This is a genomic window from Affinirhizobium lemnae, assembly GCF_022968395.1.
GTDB lineage: Bacteria > Pseudomonadota > Alphaproteobacteria > Rhizobiales > Rhizobiaceae > Neorhizobium > Neorhizobium lemnae.
Map to the genome: position 1 here is coordinate 1 of NZ_JALJQZ010000065.1, position 17,942 is coordinate 17,942.

A 17,942-nucleotide genomic window follows, 5' to 3' on the forward strand; every position below is an offset into this window, starting at 1 on the left:
CGGCCTGTCCGAGCAACCCTCGGAAGACCAGTGTAGGGCGAGCCACCTCAGCCACGAAGACGGATATACGGTCTTACGAAGAAGATGGACATCACGCTCAACGAGATGGTTCTACCATTGCGTGAGGAGAGAGCCGTGTCGATCGGCCGCAGCGCGCTCGACGTCTGGCTGCGAAAGCGCGGCTGGACTTTCAAAAAAGACCGCACATGCACTGGAGCAGGAGCGTCCCGAACTCCTGAAGCGTCGCCAGGACTGGTTTGACGGCCAGCTTGATCTCGACCCCGCGCGCCTCGTCTTCATCGATTAAACAGGCCTGAGCACGAAGATGTCACGGCTTCGCGGACGAGCTCTTTGTGGAGAACGATGCCGCTCCCCGATCCCGCACGGCCATTAGAAGACGACGACATTTACCGGAGCACTCAGGCTTTCGGGCATGACCGCACCCATGGTCCTCGACGGCGCGATGAACGGCCTCGCATTCTAGGCCTATGTCGAACGGGTTCTCCTACCAACATTGGCATCGGGCGATATCGTCATCATGGACAACTTGCCCGCACACAAAGCGGAGAGCGTGCGCCACGCAATTGAGGGTGCCGGATGCCGGTTGCTCTATCTCCCGCCCTACAGCCCCGACTTCAATCCCATCGAGAAGGCGTTCGCTAAGCTGAAGGCTGTCTTGCGCGCCAAAGCCGAGCGGACCGTCGACGGCTTATGCAATACGCTCGGCCAAATCGTCACGCTGTTCGAGCAGCAGGAATGCGCAAACTACTTCAAATCCTGCGGATATGACCCCGAGTAAAGTGGACGCGCTCATAATGCACGGGATCTGGCCGTAGAAGCTCGTCTGCAACCGACGCTTTGATCGCCGACGGGAACGTATTGGCGCCATCCGTGCCGATCTTCTCAGACGAGAGCAGCGGCTCATCTTTAAGCATTTTGCGGAAGAAACGCTTGGCGGCGTCGAGATCGCGTTTTGCGGTAAGCAGGACGTCGATCGGGTTTCCGTGCTTGTCGATGGTCCGGACAGATATCGCCACTTGCCGCGGATCTTGACGTAGGTTTCGTCAATGCGGATTGAACCGCAATAGGGTTGGCTGAACTGGCGCAGCCGCTTCTCGATGACAGGTGCATAGGCAAGGACCCATCGGTTTATAGTACTGTGATCCACTTCGAAGCCGCGCTCGCGGAACATCTCTTCCAGGTCGCGATAGCCCAGCGGATAGCACAGGTACCAGATCACCGCCTGTATGATCAGCCATGCCTCAAAATGCCGTCCCTTGAAATCGTCTTTCGATTAGCGCTTCAGCTTTTCGGCAATGGCATTCAGAATCATAGCCACGATCCGCTACACGGGGGCGGAATTTCCCCAAGCTTGGTGAACAGCCCGTTAAACGCAGAAATTTGCGACAAGCCCAAATAAACAGGTTAATCAATCCAGAGTAAATCGACGTGTTTACCCTCCCAGATCGCAAAGTAAATCAGATGAGGCGTCCATGGTGGCGGAGCACCAGGCCGACGGCACCCAGACAGTTGTCGTTATCGAGAAACTTGCCGACAACAAATGTTGGCAGATCGCCGTCCACGTCGCCAGACTTGACGAGTGTGTACTTCCCGTAGCTCGCCCGCATGGGAGCGAGCAAAATGTCGTCGGCAGCCGCAAGCGCACCGCTGATGACGATCATGCGCGGATTGAAAAGTGTACCGACCGTCGCCAGCCCCCGACCGGCGACATCTCCTGCATCCTCGATCAGTCTGCGCAGCCCGATATCCCCAGCCAACGCTTCTTGGACGAGGATCGGCAATGTCAGGCTCCGCCCGCCACGACGCTCCGCGACGCTAATCATCTGCGATCCTCCGCACTCAAGTTCGAGACAGCCCCGATTGCCGCAGCTGCACAGGTCACCATGCGGGTTGAGCATGATGTGGCCCACCTCGCCGGCCGTCCCGGCATAGCCGCTGAGTACCCGGCCATTGGCAACGATAGCCCCTCCAATGGTCACGTCGTGCTTGAACAAGACGAAATCCTCGACGCCGACTGCGGCCCCCCACATCATCTCGGCAAGTGCAGCACAATTGCTTTCCTTGTCTGCAAAGATAGGCTTTTGCAGTGCTGGCTCAAAGGTCGCTCTAAGGTCGACACCCGACCAGCCGGGGATCGAGGCACCTCGCAGGATACGACCATTAGCAGCAATTGCGCCCGATACAGCGAAACCAACACCCAGCAGGCCAGAGAACGGCAGGCTGTGCTCCTTGTAGATATTGTCGATCGTCTGCTTGATCACACGCGTTGCCTTCTCAGGCCGATAGTCCCGCTCGAGCGGGATAGCCACGTCGGCGATCACGTTGTGGGCGACGTCAGCCAGCACAACGCGTGCTTCGTTACGGCCGAGCAGCACGCCAAGGCAAGTGCCCGCTTCAGGGTTGAGTGAGTGCGCGATGGCCGGACGCCCGACACCCGGACTGCGGGTCTCGACCTCGACCACGAGACTCGACCGCTTCAAGTCGGAAAGGATTGTCGAGACGGTTGAGCGGGCAAGACCCGTCGTACGGGCAATCTGCGCTGCGCTGACGGCACCATGTCCACTCAAGGCCCGAACCACCCGCGCCACGGGTGAATCGACATGACGTTCGCTGAGCAAGCCCCGCAAATCGTCACTTATCATGTTTGCCATACGCATCTCCTTGCATCCGCGCCTGATATCACTCGCAGGAGCGCGGCGCGCCAGATCTATACTATTGTCTCGTCCGACGAAATAGTCCTGCGTATTTTGCATAAAATAGGCCGGAATGTGCCATAAATTTCGCTCACAATCTGAAAAAATGATCAAAATGGCCTCATACAACTCGTCAATTATGTCATATATGACATAACTCCCTTGACAAGAACCGGCTGCGACGATCTAAAAGACAGCGAGGACGAGAATAAGCACGACGGGAGGAACCTATGACTTTAAAGACTTCCATGCTGCGCAAAACCCTGCTAGCGAGCGCCATCGCCATCGCCATGGCAGGAGCAAACGCTTATGCGCAAGATGTGACCATCTGGACGCTGAACTTCACCTCTGAGGCAGCCAACAACGCAATCCAGAAGGTGGCAACGGATTTTGAAGCGGCCAATCCTGGCGTCAATGTCGAGATTGTTACCCGCGGGGTCGACGACCACAAGACGGCGCTGCGTGTCGCAGCTGGCTCCGACAAGGGGCCGGACATCTATTTCAGCTGGGCAGGACTCGGGCTCGGCGGTGAATACATCAACGCCGGCTTCAGTCTGCCGCTCGACAAATACTATGCCGAATACAAGTGGGACGACAGGCTGACTGCGTCGTCGCTGTCCTTCTCCAAGATCTATAAAGGGGGCCGACACGGCGTGCCATTCACTTTTAAGGGTGAGGCGGTCTACTACAACAAGGCGCTGTTCAAGCAGGCTGGTATCGAAAAGCTACCCGAAAGCTATGCTGAGCTGGTCGCGGCTGCCGAGAAGCTGAAGGCCGCAGGCATCCCAGCGATCACGTTTGGCGGGATGGTCAACTGGCATGTGATGCGCCTGATGGATGTCATTTTGGAATCGAAATGTGGCGCTAAAAAACACGATGCTCTGAAGAATATGCAGGCCGACTGGACGGCGGAGCCCTGCGCGACAGCGTCCTTCGCCGAACTCAGCACCTGGAGCAAGAACTACATCTTGAGCCCGTTCATGGGGATCGATCAGTCGCAATCGTTCAACCTCTTTGTTGGCGGTCGGGCCGCGATGATGCTGGAAGGCGACTGGCTGGTGCAGCAACTGTCGGAAGCCGGCAATCTTGACGGCTATGACATATTCCCGTTCCCGACCGGAACCGGCCGCCTCTATGGCTTTGCCGAGTATCACTACATCAGCAGCAAGAGCCCCAATTCGAACTTGGCCGCAAAGTTCCTCGACTATTTCAACTCGACACCTGTGCAGCAGGAACTACTCGGCAAGATCAGCACGACCTCAGTCAACAAGAATGTCACCTACAGCAATCTGCGTCCCATGGACAAGAAATGGCTGGACATATTCAACAAGTATACTGATGTCTACATGAACGGCGACCAGGCCTTTCCTCTCGATGTGACCACAGAATACTTCCGGGTAATCAACGAGGTCGCAAGCGGCAACATCGCTGCCGCAGACGCTGCAAAACAGCTGCAGACGTTCATCAGCAATCGCAAGTAACTGAGTAAGATCCGTCCGCCAGCTCCTCCCGCAGCTGGCGGCAGGGTCCATATCAGCCTGGTCAGCGCGGCCAGCGGAGAGCAATCCATGCAGATTACCAAGCTCGCCAGCGACCAGAGACTGCAGGCCGCGCTGCTGATCGCCCCGGCCCTTATCATCTACGCTGTTTTTGCCATCTATCCGATGATTGACGTCGTCGCGCTGAGTTTCCAGAAATGGAATGGCCTGGACGCCAACCGGCATTTCGTTGGATTGTCGAACTACATCGACATCTTCACCAAGGATCCGGTCTTTTGGGTCGCCTTCCGCAACACGATCACTTGGACGATCCTGTCGACAATCTTTCCGCCGCTCTTCGGTCTCTTGCTGGCGCTTGGCCTCAATCAAAGACTGTTCGCTCGCAACAGCCTGCGTGCGATCTACTATCTGCCGGTCATCATTGCGCCGATCGCTGTCGCAACGATGTGGCGGTGGATGTACGATCCTTTCTTCGGCATTTTCAACCAGGTTCTCTCCCTGCTCGGCCTGCAATCCTGGATCAAGGACTGGCTGGGCGCACGAGACGTGGCACTTTATTCGGCTTTCGTCGCCTATGTCTGGCAGACCGTCGGCTTCTCCATGGTGCTTTTTCTTGCCGGGCTGCAAGGTGTCGACAAAAGCCTCGTAGAGGCGGCGCGGATCGACGGAGCCGACCGTTGGCAGCGTTTCCGCTTCGTCACGCTGCCGGCCCTGCGCCCCACGATCACGATCGTTCTTGTACTTTCGGTGATCTCGTCATTAAAGGCCTTCGATATCATCTACGGCCTGACGGGTGGCGGGCCGGCACAATCGACTCAGATGCTGGCGCTGTGGGCCTTCACGCAATCAATGCAGATCTTCGATTTCGGTCGCGGTAGCGCGATCTCGACGGTCCTTCTCCTGATCACGCTTGCTATCGTCATTCCCTACATGCGCTGGGCGCAAAAGCGCGAGGAGGCCGCCGAATGACTGTCCTGAAGACCGAAGCCTTCGACAATGCAGCAATCGCCGCCCCACCGCGCGACTGGGTGCTGGTCGGTCTGTGGATCGCGCTTGCGATGGTCGCCGTCCTGTGGGTGGCGCCTTTCGTCTTCATCATTTTCACCTCTTTCAAGTCCACGGCCGCAGTAATGGGGTCAAGCGCCTTTGCACCGCCGACAAATCCGCAAATCTCCAACTATGTCGCAGCATGGAGCCGAGGGCGTTTTGAAACGACGTTCACCAACAGCGCAATCATCACAGTCATCAAGGTGCCGCTCGGTCTGTTCATCTCGGCCATGGCCGCCTATGCGCTGGCCCGGATCGAGTTCTCCGGACGCAAGATGGTCCTTGTGCTGATCCTGTTCGGCACAATGATCCCGTTCCAGGTCATGCTCGCGCCGCTCTTTACCCTCGTCAACGGCTTCGGCCTCATCGACACCTATCCGGGGGTCATCCTGCCCTATCTGGCCTTTGGCATTCCCTATCAGGTCTTCATCCTGCAGAGCTTCTTCCGTGGCGTGCCGAAGGAATTGACCGAAGCCGCACGCATCGATGGCGCCTCGCATTTCGTCATCTTCCGCAGGATCTTCCTGCCGATCAGCCTGCCGGTGCTTGCGGCTTTGTGCATCCTCGATTTCGTCGCCACGTGGAACGAGTTTGCGATGGCTTTGGTACTGCTGCAGGACCAGAAAATGTGGACCCTGCCGCTTGGGCTCTCTGCATTTCAGGGGCAGTTCTCAAGGGATTATGGTCAGCTCAATGCAGCGATCGTCATGACGGTGCTGCCGGCAGCACTCGTCTATCTGATTTTCCAGCGCTACTTCGTCTCGGGGCTGACCTCCGGCGCGGTGAAGGGCTGATGTTTCCTCCCCCCTTAAAGGACCAAGACATGACAAAGACCGTGATTGCCAAATGGGACCTGTTTGAAGCGACCCTGAACGGCCCATCAGACGGTAACCCGTTTATCGATGTTACCTTCGAGGCAACATTCAGCCACAAGAACCGCAGCGTACGCGTGCCCGGATTCTATGATGGCGACGGTGTCTACAAGGTCCGCTTCATGCCCGACATCGAGGGTGAGTGGCACTACACCACCCGCTCCTCGGCATTGGAACTCGACGGAAAATCCGGTGCCTTTGAGGCAGGTCCCGCCCGGCCTGACGTGCATGGCCCGGTCCAGGTCGCCAATAAGTATCACTTTGCCTATGCCGACGGCACGCCCTATCTACCCTTCGGCACCACATGTTATGCTTGGACCCACCAGCCCCTCGACCTGCAGGCGCAGACGTTGGAGACGTTGAAGAAGACGCGGTTCAACAAGATGCGCATGGGAGTTTTCCCGAAAGACTACCCCTTCAACGTCAACGAACCGCTGATGGACGTCTACGACCGTGACCACGAAGGCGAACTCGATTTTGATCGCCCCAATCCGGCATGCTTTCGCCACTTCGAACAGCAAGTGCAAGCGCTCGGCGAACTCGGCATTGAGGCCGACGTCATCCTTTTCCATCCCTATGACCGATGGGGCTATTGCGACATGAGCGCGGAGCAGGACTTCCGTTACGTCGCCTATCTGACAGCGCGGCTTGCCGCCTATCGAAACGTCTGGTGGTCGCTCGCCAACGAATACGACTTCCTCCTCGACACCAAGCCAATGCAGCAATGGGACCGGTTCTTCCAGATCATCGAGGAAAACGACCCCTACAATCACTTGAAATCGATCCACAATGGTGACGTCAACGCCAATTACGACCATCGCCGCCCCTGGGTCAGTCATGTCTGCATCCAGAACTGGGACGTCAAAAAGACGCAGAAATGGCGCGAGACCTTCGGCAAACCTGTCGTCAACGACGAGCCGGAATACGAGGGCAACATCATGCTGTCATGGGGCAATATCTCCGCCCAGGAACTGGTGCACCGCTACTGGATCTCGCTTTTGCGCGGCGGCTATGTGGGGCATGGGGAAACCTTCATGCACGAGCAGGATATTCTCTGGTGGGCCAAGGGCGGGCAGCTCTACGGCGAAGCCTGGCAGCGCATCGGCTTCCTGCGAGACCTGCTCGAGGAGGATGCGAGCGAGGGCCTGACCCCGATCGGCGCGGTCGGCGGCTGGCCCTGGAGCCGCGTCTCGGGCGCCCGCGACGGCGATGTGACCTATATCTACTTGGGCGAACACCAACCGGTGATCTGGGCCCCCGGCCTCCCCCTGGACGCAGGCGACTACGCGGTCGACATTATCGATACCTGGGAAATGACGGTTACCCCGGCGAAGATCGTCGATGCTCCGGCGAACCACCCGACCCGTCATGGGGCCGTGCTGCGCCCCCGGCGTCCCGATGCAGCATTTGCGGTGGAACTGCCGGGCAAGCCGCATCTTGCCATCCGCGTCAGACCCAAGCACTGAAGGGAAACAAACGATGGCTAAGGTCCGGATCCAGACTGTGCGCAAATCCTATGGGGCCATGCAGGTGTTGCACGGCATCGACATTGACGTCGCCGACGGTGAATTCGTCATTCTCGTCGGCCCGTCAGGCTGCGGCAAGTCCACGCTTCTGCGCATGGTCGCGGGGCTGGAGGACATCTCCGCCGGGACGGTTTCGATCGGTGACCGCGTGGTCAACCACGTTGAACCGAAGGACCGCAACATTGCCATGGTGTTTCAAAACTATGCGCTCTATCCGCAAATGACGGTGGCGCAGAACATGGGCTTCGCCCTCGAGCTCGCCGGCGTGCCGAAGGCCGAGATCAAGCAAAAGGTTGAGGCGGCCGCCGGCATTCTGGGTCTCGAACCACTATTGGGCCGCAAGCCGGGCCAGCTGTCCGGCGGGCAAAGGCAGCGAGTCGCCATGGGACGGGCCATCGTACGCAATCCGCAGGTTTTCCTGTTCGACGAGCCACTATCCAACCTGGACGCAAAGCTCAGGGTCAAGATGCGCGCCGAAATCAAGGCTCTGCATCAAAGGCTGAAGACGACGATCATCTATGTCACCCATGATCAGGTCGAGGCGATGACCATGGCCGACAAAATCGTAGTGATGCAGGCGGGTCGGGTCGAGCAGATTGGCACACCGCTCGAACTCTACGACCACCCGAAGAATATCTTCGTCGCCGGTTTCCTCGGCTCCCCGGCGATGAACTTCATTGAGGGCACGGTGAGCCACGGCCCCACACCGCAGCTGCGTGTTTCAGAAACGCTGTCGATCCCGCTCGGCGAGATCCCGACGAGCGTCCGCAACCGCGATGTTATCCTCGGCGTCAGGCCGGAAGACGTTTTGCCCGGCGAACCGGGCGGCATTCCAGCGACCGTGCTCGTTGTCGAGCCGACTGGATCGGAAACACACGCGGCTCTTCAACTGGGCAGACAGACCATCACAGGCGTCTGGCGCGAGCGGGTGAGCGTGAAACCCGGCTATCACATCAGCCTGAAATTTCGGCAAACAAACCTCCATTTCTTTGACCCCGTCACCAAAGAGCGGCTGCAATAGCAGGCTTTTGAAAAAGGCTCTCGCCAGGCCTTGTCGCAAGTCTTTTAGCAGGCAGAAACTACCCCGCGCTCCGCTATGTTTTCATGCTTTGTTAACGTTTTGAAGTTCGAAGAGGCGCGCGAGGAGATCATTTTTATCGTTGACGCTCCAATTGCCGGAAAAGCTGAAGCCCTTTCTCAGCCAAAGTATTGCTTCGAAACCAGCAATGGTCCGGCGTGCCGTTTTGAAGGATTGAAAGCCACCGATTTTTGGCATGTTCTTCTTCACTCGAAAGTGGTCGCCTTAGATGCTCTGCCGGAGATGTTTGGTAACGTAGTGTACGGGGCCGGGATGCGGCAGGCCGTCGTCGACGGTCGTCTTGATCGTTGTGGAGAAGGTGTTGGCACCGCGTCCGTACGGATCTTGCCCGGCGAAAACAGGGGGTCGTGCTTGAGCATCTTGCGGATTAACCGTTTGGCGGCATCGAGGTCACGCTCTGCGGTCAGAAGGTTGTGCACCGGATTTGCTTGCTTATCGATGGCGCGGTACAGGTAACGCCACTTGCCCCGGATCTTTACGTAGGTCCCGTCAATCCTGACTGAGCCGCAATGGGGTCGGCGAAACTGGCGCAGCCGCTTCTCGATGATCGGCGCATAGGCAAGGACCCATCGATTGATAGTACTGTGATCCACTTCAAAGCCGCGCTCTCGGAACGCTTCTTCCAAATCCCGGTAGCTCAGCGGATAGGGCAAATGGCAGGTAACGGCCTGAACAATGGGCCGTGCCTGGAAGTGCCGCCCCTTGAACCAAGGGTCCGCGCAGCGAAATCATCCTTCGATTGGCGTTTTAATTTCTCGGCAATAGCGTTCAGAAGCATCGGTACGCTCCACAAGTCAGGAGCGGGAATTTCTCCGCTGATAGTCAACAGGCCGGTAACTAAGAGAATTTGCAACAAGACCGCGATGAGCCTAGGGGTGGAAATCGCTTGCGCCTAAATCAACACCCTATACCGAACTTAATGACACTGCCTTCCCTCCGCTAAGTTGGTTATACCCCACCCCCCCAGGTTGGTCAGAAGCAACCCGACCTTACCCGAAATCACCGATGGCTATGAAATCCAGCTACACCCCTGCATCGGACACGATCCTGAATGGTTTAAATTTGAATATGTTTTGATCACTTGGAGCCGGTGTGAATAGTATTTGGGCAAAGATGATGTTGACGGCAAGATGGCGACAAAAAAATCTCCTGCCAAACAATAAACTTTGCCGCATTTTTCACTTGGCACGAAGTTTGCAGGTAAATGGTTCGAGTTTGGCTGCTAGGGTTCCGGTGCGCTTATTTGCATGACTGGTCCGAGAGCGGCCACTGGACGGGAAGGAAATTCTGTCCAGATGCACGGCGGGACAAAAGCCCGGGAGACCTCGTAAGCCAAGGGATTGGCGGCGCAATTTCCATGTCAGCCTTTGCCTTCGGCGCGCCGCTTTTGGCTCATGCTGCGCCGAAGAAAGAGTTCAAGGTGGCGTGGTCCATCTATGTCGGCTGGATGCCTTGGGGTTATGCCGCAGACCATGGCATCGTCAAGAAATGGGCGGATAGATACGGTATCAAGATCGACGTCACACAGTTCAATGACTACGTAGAGTCAATGAACCAGTTTACGGCCGGTGCCTTCGACGCCGTAACTCTTACCAACATGGACGCCATTTCCATCCCCGCGGCTGGCGGCGTCGATACGACAGCCGTAATTGTTGGCGATTTCTCTAATGGCAATGACGCTGTGATCCTGAAGAACAAGGACAAGCTTGCCGACATCAAGGGGCAGAACGTCAATCTGGTCGAGTTCTCGGTTTCTCATTATCTCCTGGCACGTGCACTTGAAAGTATTGGTTCCCTAGAACGAGAAGTGAAGGTGGTGAACACGTCCGATGCCGATATGGTGGCAGCCTACAAGACACCGGACGTAACTTCAGTTGTGACATGGAACCCGCTTGTTTCGACAATTCTTGAGGATCCGACCGCCAAGAAGGTATTCGACAGCTCACAAATCCCAGGCGAAATCATCGACCTAATGGTGGCCAATACCGACGTGCTCAAGGATAATCCGGATTTCGGCAAGGCTCTCGCTGGTATCTGGTACGATACGATGAAGCTGATGGTAGCTGACAGTGCAGAGGGCAAGGCCGCACGTGAAGCTATGGGCGCGGCCTCTGGCACCGATCTCAAGGGCTTCGAGGCGCAGATGGCGGCGACAAAGCTGTTTGACAAGCCCGCCGATGCCCTCGCTTTCGCCACCTCGCCCAACCTGCCAAAGACAATGGATCTCGTTCGCGAGTTCCTGTTTTCGAAGGGGCTGCTGGGCAGCGGCGCCGTATCGGCGGATGTGATCGGCATTGAGATGCCTGATGGCAAGGTCTTGGGCGACAGAGCCAATATAAAATTGCGCTTTACAGGCACTTACATGAAAGCCGCCGCCGAAGGCGCTCTCTGATCTTTCACCCAGAGGCGGTCGATTCCCGCCTCACATCGAGGATCGAGGTGTCATGCGTTGGATCAATCAACATCCTGGCAATGGCTTGCGGTTAGCGCTTGCATTGATGCCATTCGCTCTCGTCCTGATCGCCTATACGATCGGATCCGTTGAGCGACTTGCCGAAAATCCGAATGATAAACTTCTTCCCGGCTTGTCCGCACTTGCCGACGCTGTCAACCGGATGGCTTTCATGCCAGAGGCGAGAACCGGCAACTATCTTTTGTGGACCGATACGGCGGCAAGTCTGCAAAGACTGGCAGGAGGTCTTGGACTTGCCACTGCGCTCGCCTTATTGTTTGGGCTGATCATCGGTGTCCTGCCATTCGCACGTGCGCTTTTTTCGCCCTTTGTCGCAGCGATCTCCATGGTGCCGCCATTGGCGCTCCTACCGATCCTGTTTATCGTCATGGGTCTGGGCGAAGGTTCGAAAATTGCTTTGATCGTTATTGGCGTGGCGCCGATCATCATCCGCGATCTAGCGCTGACGGCGATTTCGTTGCCGCGTGAACTGATCGTAAAAGCAGAAACGCTATCCGCCTCCTCCTGGCAGATTGCGCTCAGGGTTGTTCTACCGCAGATACTGCCGCGTCTGATTACCACTCTGCGTCTGCAACTCGGTCCCGCATGGCTGTTTCTCATTGCAGCCGAAGCTATCTCCTCGGATAGCGGCCTCGGTTATCGTATCTTCCTGGTGCGCCGCTATCTCTCGATGGATGTGATCTTCCCTTACGTAATCTGGATCACGGTGTTGGCGGTCGCGACCGATATTTTGCTCGATCGCCTGCGCATTACCTTCTTCCCCTGGTCGGAACTGGAGAAGGGCAAATGAGTGCGCTTTCGATCAAAAATATCTGGAAGGAATATGGCGACCAGATCGTGCTGGAGAATGTCTCCATCGAGATCGAGTCCCGCGCCTTCGTTGCGCTTGTCGGTCCGTCCGGCTGCGGAAAATCCACCTTCCTGCGCATGCTTCTGGGGCAGGAAACCCAGACTAAAGGGGAGATCCTGCTGGATGGCGAGCCTCTGCCGAAAGAACCGGGGCCGGATCGTGGCGTTGTTTTCCAGCGCTATTCTGTCTTCCCGCATCTGACCGTGCTCGGCAATGTCATGTTCGGCAAGGAGCTGAAAGCCTCGCGCTTCGCCGCCCGCCTGTTCGGTGCCGCGAAGCGCGAGGTTGAAGACGAGGCCCGCGCGATGATCGCGGCGGTCGGGCTTGCCGGCTCAGAGGAAAAGTATCCGGCCCAGCTTTCCGGCGGCATGCAGCAGCGGCTGGCATTGGCGCAGGCGCTGATCATGCGGCCCAAAGTGCTGCTGCTGGATGAACCCTTCGGCGCACTTGACCCCGGCATTCGGGCCGAAATCCACACGCTGATGAAGACGCTGTGGCACGAAGCGCCGATGACCGTGGTGATGGTAACGCATGACATGCGCGAAGCCTTCACGCTTGGCACCCGCGTCGTCGCCTTCGACCGGCCGCGCGACCGACCGGAAGAAAAGCTGCGCTATGGCGCAACCATCACCAAGGATATCACCATCTGGCCGCCGCGACAGGCAGGCGTGCCTTCCATCTTTCGCCCCGACCGGGACGGCCCGGTCTCTTCACAGGGTCAATAGCCGGGACGACCCGGCCAACGAAACCACTGGAGATGACAATGCATATTCGACGTTCCCCCGAAGAGATCGCCGCCAACCGGGCGCGCTACGAGGAGCATCAGAAAAAGGGGCTGGAGTTTGCACCGAAGGCACTGCCGACCATGAGCGCAAAACCTGCACCCGCAATCGCGGCTGGCACAATCGTGCATCAGGAGAAGCTACTGGCCGGCTGGTACTGGTGTACAAGAGTAAAGACGAACGAGGTGCTGCGTATCGCGCTCGACGAAGGCTTCTCGACCGTTTCGGTCGTGGCGTGGAACGCCGAGGACACAACCGAGCGCATGAACCTGCCCGATACCGTCAAGGTCCAGTGGACCACCGGCCTGGCCAAGGGCCGCGTCATCTTCTCCGACATGGGCAAGGTCATGTTCTCGATCACCGAAGACAGCTGCGGCGCCCATGACGTGCTGATGGGCGGCTCCACCGCCTCCTCCAACGCGAAGAAATATGCCGGCCAGAACGGTCCGGCACTGCGCAACACCCGCGACAACTTCGTCCTGATCGCCACCAAGGCCGGCCTCGACAAGCGCGACATTCCGGCAGCCCTTGCCCTTTTCGCACCCGTCCGTGTCGATGCCGATGGCAAATTCGAGTGGAATCCGGATCTCGTCTCCGAAGGCGACTATGTCGATCTGCGTGCCGAGATGGACATGATCGTCGGCTTCTCGAATTGCCCGCATCCGCTCGATCCGAACCCGGTCTACGCCCCCAATCCCGTCTGCATCCTCAGGATCGCGGCGATTGAGCCAGCGGTGGATGATCTGTGCCGGACCGCGACTGCAGAAGCCATCCGTGGCTTTGAAAACAACGCTTTTGCGGCACTGTGAGAGAAGAGGCTGCCATGACCAGTTTTATCCAAACTTCTCCGGCTCGTACGCTCCTGAATACGGTACAGAATCACTACATCGCCGCCGAAGCGCCCTTCTCGACCTTCATCAAAAAGGGTCAGGTGGTGCGCATCGAGGACAGCTATGGCCAGCAGGCCGTCGATACGCTGTTCTACAACGCGCATGATTTCTCCGAGCGTTATTCCAGCCAGGACACCATGCGCGAACAGGGGGCAGCCTACATATCCACCGGCACCAAGGTCATCTCTAGCGAAGGCCGGGTGATGCTGACGGTGACGGCGGATAGCTGCGGTCGGCACGATACCTCTGCCGGCGCCTGCTCCTGCGAGAGCAACACGGTCCGCTTCGGCCACTACACGAAATACCTGCATGCCTGCCGCGACAACTTCGTCATCGAGGTATCCAAACATGGCATGAGCAAGCGCGACGTGGTGCCGAACATCAACTTCTTCATGAACGTGCCTATCGAACCTTCAGGCAAGATGACCATCGTCGACGGCATCTCCGCCCCCGGCGACTATGTCGAGCTGAAGGCGGAGATGGACGTGCTGCTCGTCATCTCCAATTGCCCGCAGATTAACAACCCCTGCAACGGCTTCGATCCGACGCCGATCCGGGTGCTCGTCTGGGACGACGAGGTGGCCTGATGTTCAAAAAGGTTCTGATTGCCAATCGCGGCGAGATCGCCGTGCGCGTCATCAAGACGCTTCAGAAGATGGGGATCGCAAGCGTTGCGGTCTATTCCGATGCTGACCGGTTTTCGAAACCCGTGCTGATGGCCGACGAGGCAGTACGCCTCGGACCCGCAGCCGCCAGCGAAAGCTACCTCAACGTCGATGCCGTGATTGCCGCCTGCCACCAGACGGGTGCGCAAGCCGTGCATCCCGGCTATGGTTTTCTCTCGGAGAACATCGGCTTTGCCGAGCGGCTGAAGGCGGAAGGCATCACCTTTATTGGGCCTTCATCGGAGAATATCTCTGCCTTCGGTCTGAAGCACACGGCCCGCGAATTGGCCAAGGCGAGCGGCGTGCCGCTCTTACCCGGCTCCGGCCTGCTCGACAGCCACGACGAGGCGCTCTCCGCAGCCGAGCAGATCGGCTATCCGGTGATGCTAAAGTCGACAGCCGGTGGCGGCGGGATCGGCATGCAGCTTTGCGAGACACCTGAAGCGCTCGCCGCCGCCTTCGAAAGCGTACAGCGCACGGCCAAATCCAGCTTCGGGGACGCCCGCGTCTATATCGAACGCTTTGTTGCCAAGGCCCGCCATGTCGAGGTGCAGATCTTCGGCGATGGCAAGGGCCGCGTTATTGCGCTTGGCGAGCGCGGTTGTTCGCTTCAACGGCGGAACCAGAAGGTGATCGAAGAAACGCCAGCGCCTGGATTGTCCGATGCTGTTCGCCAGCGCCTGCATGCGGCAGCAGTTTCGCTGGGCCAACAGGTGGCTTACGCATCTGCTGGTACGGTGGAATTCATCTATGATCCGGCGCGGGAGGAGTTCTACTTTCTGGAGGTCAACACCCGCCTTCAGGTCGAGCATCCGGTCACGGAAGCGGTGTTCGGTGTCGATCTCGTCGAATGGATGATCCGGCAGGCGGCCGACGAGGATGTGCTAACGGGCAAGCAACACCTTGTGCAGAAGGGGGCGGCAATCGAGGCCCGTGTCTATGCGGAAATGCCCCATGCCGACTTTAGGCCCAGCGCCGGTCTGCTGACCGAAGTAGTGTTTCCCGAGGAAGCCCGCGTCGATGGCTGGGTAGAAACAGGAACCGAGGTCACGCCCTTCTACGATCCCATGCTCGCCAAGGTGATCGTATCAGGCGAGAGCCGAGAGGCTGCCATTGCGGCCCTGTCTTCGGCTTTGGCAAAAACCTCGCTTTGCGGCATCGAGACCAACCTCGAATACCTGAAAGCCATCGCTGCTTCCGATCTCTTCAACAGAGGTGATGTCGCAACCACGGCTCTGAAGGATTTCGATTTTGTGCCTGACGTGGTGGAGGTGATTTCACCCGGCGCGCAATCCAGCCTGCAGGAACTACCAGGTCGCCTTGGCCTCTGGCATGTCGGTGTTCCGCCGTCCGGGCCTATGGACGAGCGCTCCTTCCGCCATGCAAACCGCCTTGTCGGCAATCATGACCACACGGCAGCCTTGGAACTCACCGTCTCTGGCCCGGTGCTGAAATTCTTCTCGAACACCACAATTGCCTTGGCAGGCGCGGACATGCCGATGAAGCTCGACGGTGTGCTGGTTCCCCATGGTGAACACGTTGCTGTCAAGGCAGGGCAGACACTATCGATCGGCTCGATCAGCGGTGCGGGTCAACGGGCCTATCTGGCTGTTTCCGGCGGTTTCGATGCGCCTGTTGTCATGGGCTCGCGCGCAACCTTCGGGCTCGGTCAGTTCGGGGGCAATTCCACCGGCACGCTACGCGCTGGCCATGTATTACGGCTTGCCCGAAAACCCCAGGGAGACGTCAAGCCTGCCAATGAGCCGGCGGAACTGACACGGGAATGGTCCGTCGGCGTGCTCTATGGGCCGCATGGCGCGCCTGATTTCTTCCTTGAGGAAGACATCGAAACCTTGTTTTCAACGGAATACGAGGTGCATTTCAATTCGGCCCGCACCGGCGTGCGGCTGATCGGGCCTGCACCGAATTGGGCGCGCGCCGATGGCGGCGAGGCGGGGTTGCACCCCTCCAACCTGCATGACAACGCCTATGCAATCGGCGCCATCGATTTCACCGGCGACATGCCGATCATTCTCGGACCCGATGGCCCAAGCCTCGGCGGCTTCGTGTGCCCGGCGGTCATTGCCCGCGATGAGCAGTGGAAGATGGGCCAGTTCAGACCGGGGGATAAGATCTGGTTTCATCCTGTGGCGAGGGCAAACGATCCGCTTGCCGGACCGACAGTGAAGCGCATAGCGGAAGCGTCCGGTTCGGCTGTGGTCGGAGCGAGCGAAGCAGGCTCGATCCCTGTCGTCTATCGTCGTCAGGGAGATGACAATCTGCTCGTCGAATACGGTCCGATGCAGCTCGACATCGGCATTCGCATGCGGGTTCATCTACTGATGGAGGCAGTGAAGGCGGCAGGAATCCGGGGGCTGATCGACCTGACGCCTGGCATTCGCTCACTGCAGATCCACTACGACAGCAGCGTGCTTTCGCGGACGAAGCTTCTCGAACTGCTGGCGGAGATCGAGAATAGCTTGCCGCCGGTCTCGGCGGTCAAGGTGCCGAGCCGCACCGTCTGGCTGCCTCTGTCGTGGAATGACCCTGAAGCCGAACTCGCCATGCGGAAATATCAGGAGCTCGTGCGGCCCAATGCGCCCTGGTGCCCATCCAATATCGAGTTCATCCGCCGCATCAACGGGCTGGTGGATGAGCAGGCTGTGAAGAGTACCATCTTCGATGCCTCCTATCTCGTGATGGGTCTGGGTGATGTCTATCTCGGTGCGCCGGTCGCAACGCCCATCGATCCGCGCCACCGGCTGGTGACGACAAAGTACAACCCGGCTCGCACATGGACACCGGAGAACGCTGTCGGCATCGGCGGCGCTTATATGTGCATTTACGGCATGGAAGGGCCGGGCGGTTATCAGCTGTTCGGGCGGACGATCCAGGTCTGGAACACATGGCGGCAGACGCAGGTGTTCGGCAAGTACAAGCCGTGGCTGCTCGACTTCTTTGACCAGATCCGCTTCTTCCCTGTCAGCCACGAGGAGTTGACGGAAGCCCGCGCGGCCTTTACCCACGGCGGATATCCTGTTCGCATCGAGGAGGGTACCTTCTCCTACGCTAACTACGAAGCCGAAATTGCGGGTAACGCTGTCGGCATCGCTGCCTTCAAGCAGGGCCAGCAGGCGGCCTTCGAGGCGGAGCGCCAGCGCTGGAAGGAACAGGGGCTCGACAGTTTCCAGGTGGACGAAGGTTCTGGTCCCGGGCTCGGCGGCGATATTCCCGTAGGTTGCTTCGGCGCAGAAAGCGCCGTCCCTGGCAATGTCTGGAAAGTACTTGTCGAGCCTGGTCAGCGCGTGGAGGCTGGCGAAACGCTTGCCATCATCGAATCAATGAAAATGGAAATCACCGTGAATGCCCATGCGCCCGGACGTGTCCGGGATTTAAGAGTCGGGCCGGGTCGAAACGTCAAGGCCGGCGATGTTCTGGTCGTTCTGGAGGAGGTTTGAATGCTGCCGACAATTCTCGATCTCGAAGCCGTAAGAGCGGCCTATGCCTCTGGTCTGACGCCCTTGC

Annotated in this window: 11 protein-coding genes, 4 pseudogenes and 1 riboswitch; of the genes and pseudogenes, 12 read left to right on the forward strand and 3 right to left on the reverse strand. The window is 58.3% G+C overall.

What is annotated here, in order from left to right; all coding sequences use genetic code 11:
* Positions 1-87 precede the first annotated feature (87 nt).
* Positions 88-799, forward strand: a pseudogene (locus tag MUU53_RS21360) (IS630 family transposase); the annotation flags it as partial.
* Here MUU53_RS21360 and MUU53_RS21365 read toward each other — a convergent pair.
* Positions 789-1,333 (reverse strand): annotated as a pseudogene (locus tag MUU53_RS21365) (IS6 family transposase); the annotation flags it as partial. The pseudogenes MUU53_RS21360 and MUU53_RS21365 overlap by 11 nt on opposite strands.
* A 145-nt stretch (positions 1,334-1,478) precedes the next feature.
* Positions 1,479-2,672 (reverse strand): ROK family transcriptional regulator, encoded by a 1,194-nt coding sequence (locus MUU53_RS21370; RefSeq protein ID WP_247262684.1) that lies wholly within the window; start codon positions 2,670-2,672, stop codon positions 1,479-1,481.
* Positions 2,673-2,944: 272 nt separating this feature from the next.
* Between MUU53_RS21370 and MUU53_RS21375 the strand changes: the two genes are divergently transcribed.
* The 5 genes from MUU53_RS21375 to MUU53_RS21395 all read left to right on the forward strand — a co-directional run bounded on the left by MUU53_RS21375 (position 2,945) and on the right by MUU53_RS21395 (position 8,679).
* Entirely contained in the window at positions 2,945-4,195 is a 1,251-nt protein-coding gene (locus MUU53_RS21375; RefSeq protein ID WP_247262685.1) for an ABC transporter substrate-binding protein, read from the forward strand.
* Between the two features lie 87 nt (positions 4,196-4,282).
* On the forward strand, positions 4,283-5,182 hold the full coding sequence (locus tag MUU53_RS21380) for a carbohydrate ABC transporter permease (RefSeq protein WP_247262686.1): 900 nt from the start codon (positions 4,283-4,285) through the stop codon (positions 5,180-5,182).
* Entirely contained in the window at positions 5,179-6,054 is an 876-nt protein-coding gene (locus MUU53_RS21385; RefSeq protein ID WP_247262687.1) for a carbohydrate ABC transporter permease, read from the forward strand. The genes MUU53_RS21380 and MUU53_RS21385 overlap by 4 nt, the downstream gene beginning before the upstream one ends.
* A 29-nt stretch (positions 6,055-6,083) precedes the next feature.
* Positions 6,084-7,598, forward strand: a complete 1,515-nt coding sequence (locus MUU53_RS21390) for a DUF5060 domain-containing protein (protein WP_247262688.1) — start codon at positions 6,084-6,086, stop codon at positions 7,596-7,598.
* A 13-nt stretch (positions 7,599-7,611) separates the two neighbouring features.
* Positions 7,612-8,679, forward strand: a complete 1,068-nt coding sequence (locus tag MUU53_RS21395) for an ABC transporter ATP-binding protein (protein ID WP_247262689.1) — start codon at positions 7,612-7,614, stop codon at positions 8,677-8,679.
* An 81-nt stretch (positions 8,680-8,760) separates the two neighbouring features.
* On the opposite strand, the pseudogene MUU53_RS21400 reads toward MUU53_RS21395, so the two are convergent.
* A pseudogene (locus MUU53_RS21400) lies at positions 8,761-9,535 on the reverse strand (IS6 family transposase).
* Positions 9,536-9,968: 433 nt separating this feature from the next.
* Positions 9,969-10,081, forward strand: a riboswitch (guanidine-I (ykkC/yxkD leader).
* A gap of 33 nt (positions 10,082-10,114) precedes the next feature.
* Between MUU53_RS21400 and MUU53_RS21405 the strand changes: the two are divergent.
* From MUU53_RS21405 to uca, 6 genes and pseudogenes are all read left to right on the forward strand, one after another.
* Positions 10,115-11,149, forward strand: a complete 1,035-nt coding sequence (locus MUU53_RS21405; protein WP_343229130.1) for a putative urea ABC transporter substrate-binding protein — start codon at positions 10,115-10,117, stop codon at positions 11,147-11,149.
* A gap of 52 nt (positions 11,150-11,201) precedes the next feature.
* Positions 11,202-12,020: an ABC transporter permease gene (locus MUU53_RS21410; protein ID WP_247262690.1), complete on the forward strand. Its 819-nt coding sequence runs from the start codon at positions 11,202-11,204 to the stop codon at positions 12,018-12,020.
* Positions 12,017-12,839: pseudogene (locus MUU53_RS21415) on the forward strand (ABC transporter ATP-binding protein); the annotation flags it as partial. The gene MUU53_RS21410 and the pseudogene MUU53_RS21415, both read left to right, overlap by 4 nt.
* Before the next feature lie 4 nt (positions 12,840-12,843).
* The gene (locus tag MUU53_RS21420; RefSeq protein WP_247262691.1) at positions 12,844-13,671 is read left to right on the forward strand and encodes an urea amidolyase associated protein UAAP1; all 828 of its coding nucleotides are present in this window, start codon (positions 12,844-12,846) and stop codon (positions 13,669-13,671) included.
* Between the two features lie 14 nt (positions 13,672-13,685).
* Positions 13,686-14,339, forward strand: coding sequence for an urea amidolyase associated protein UAAP2 (locus MUU53_RS21425; RefSeq protein WP_247262692.1), 654 nt, complete (start codon positions 13,686-13,688; stop codon positions 14,337-14,339).
* Positions 14,339-17,875 (forward strand): urea carboxylase, encoded by a 3,537-nt coding sequence (gene uca / locus MUU53_RS21430; protein ID WP_247262693.1) that lies wholly within the window; start codon positions 14,339-14,341, stop codon positions 17,873-17,875. The genes MUU53_RS21425 and uca overlap by 1 nt, the downstream gene beginning before the upstream one ends.
* The last annotated feature ends 67 nt before the right edge of the window (positions 17,876-17,942 follow it).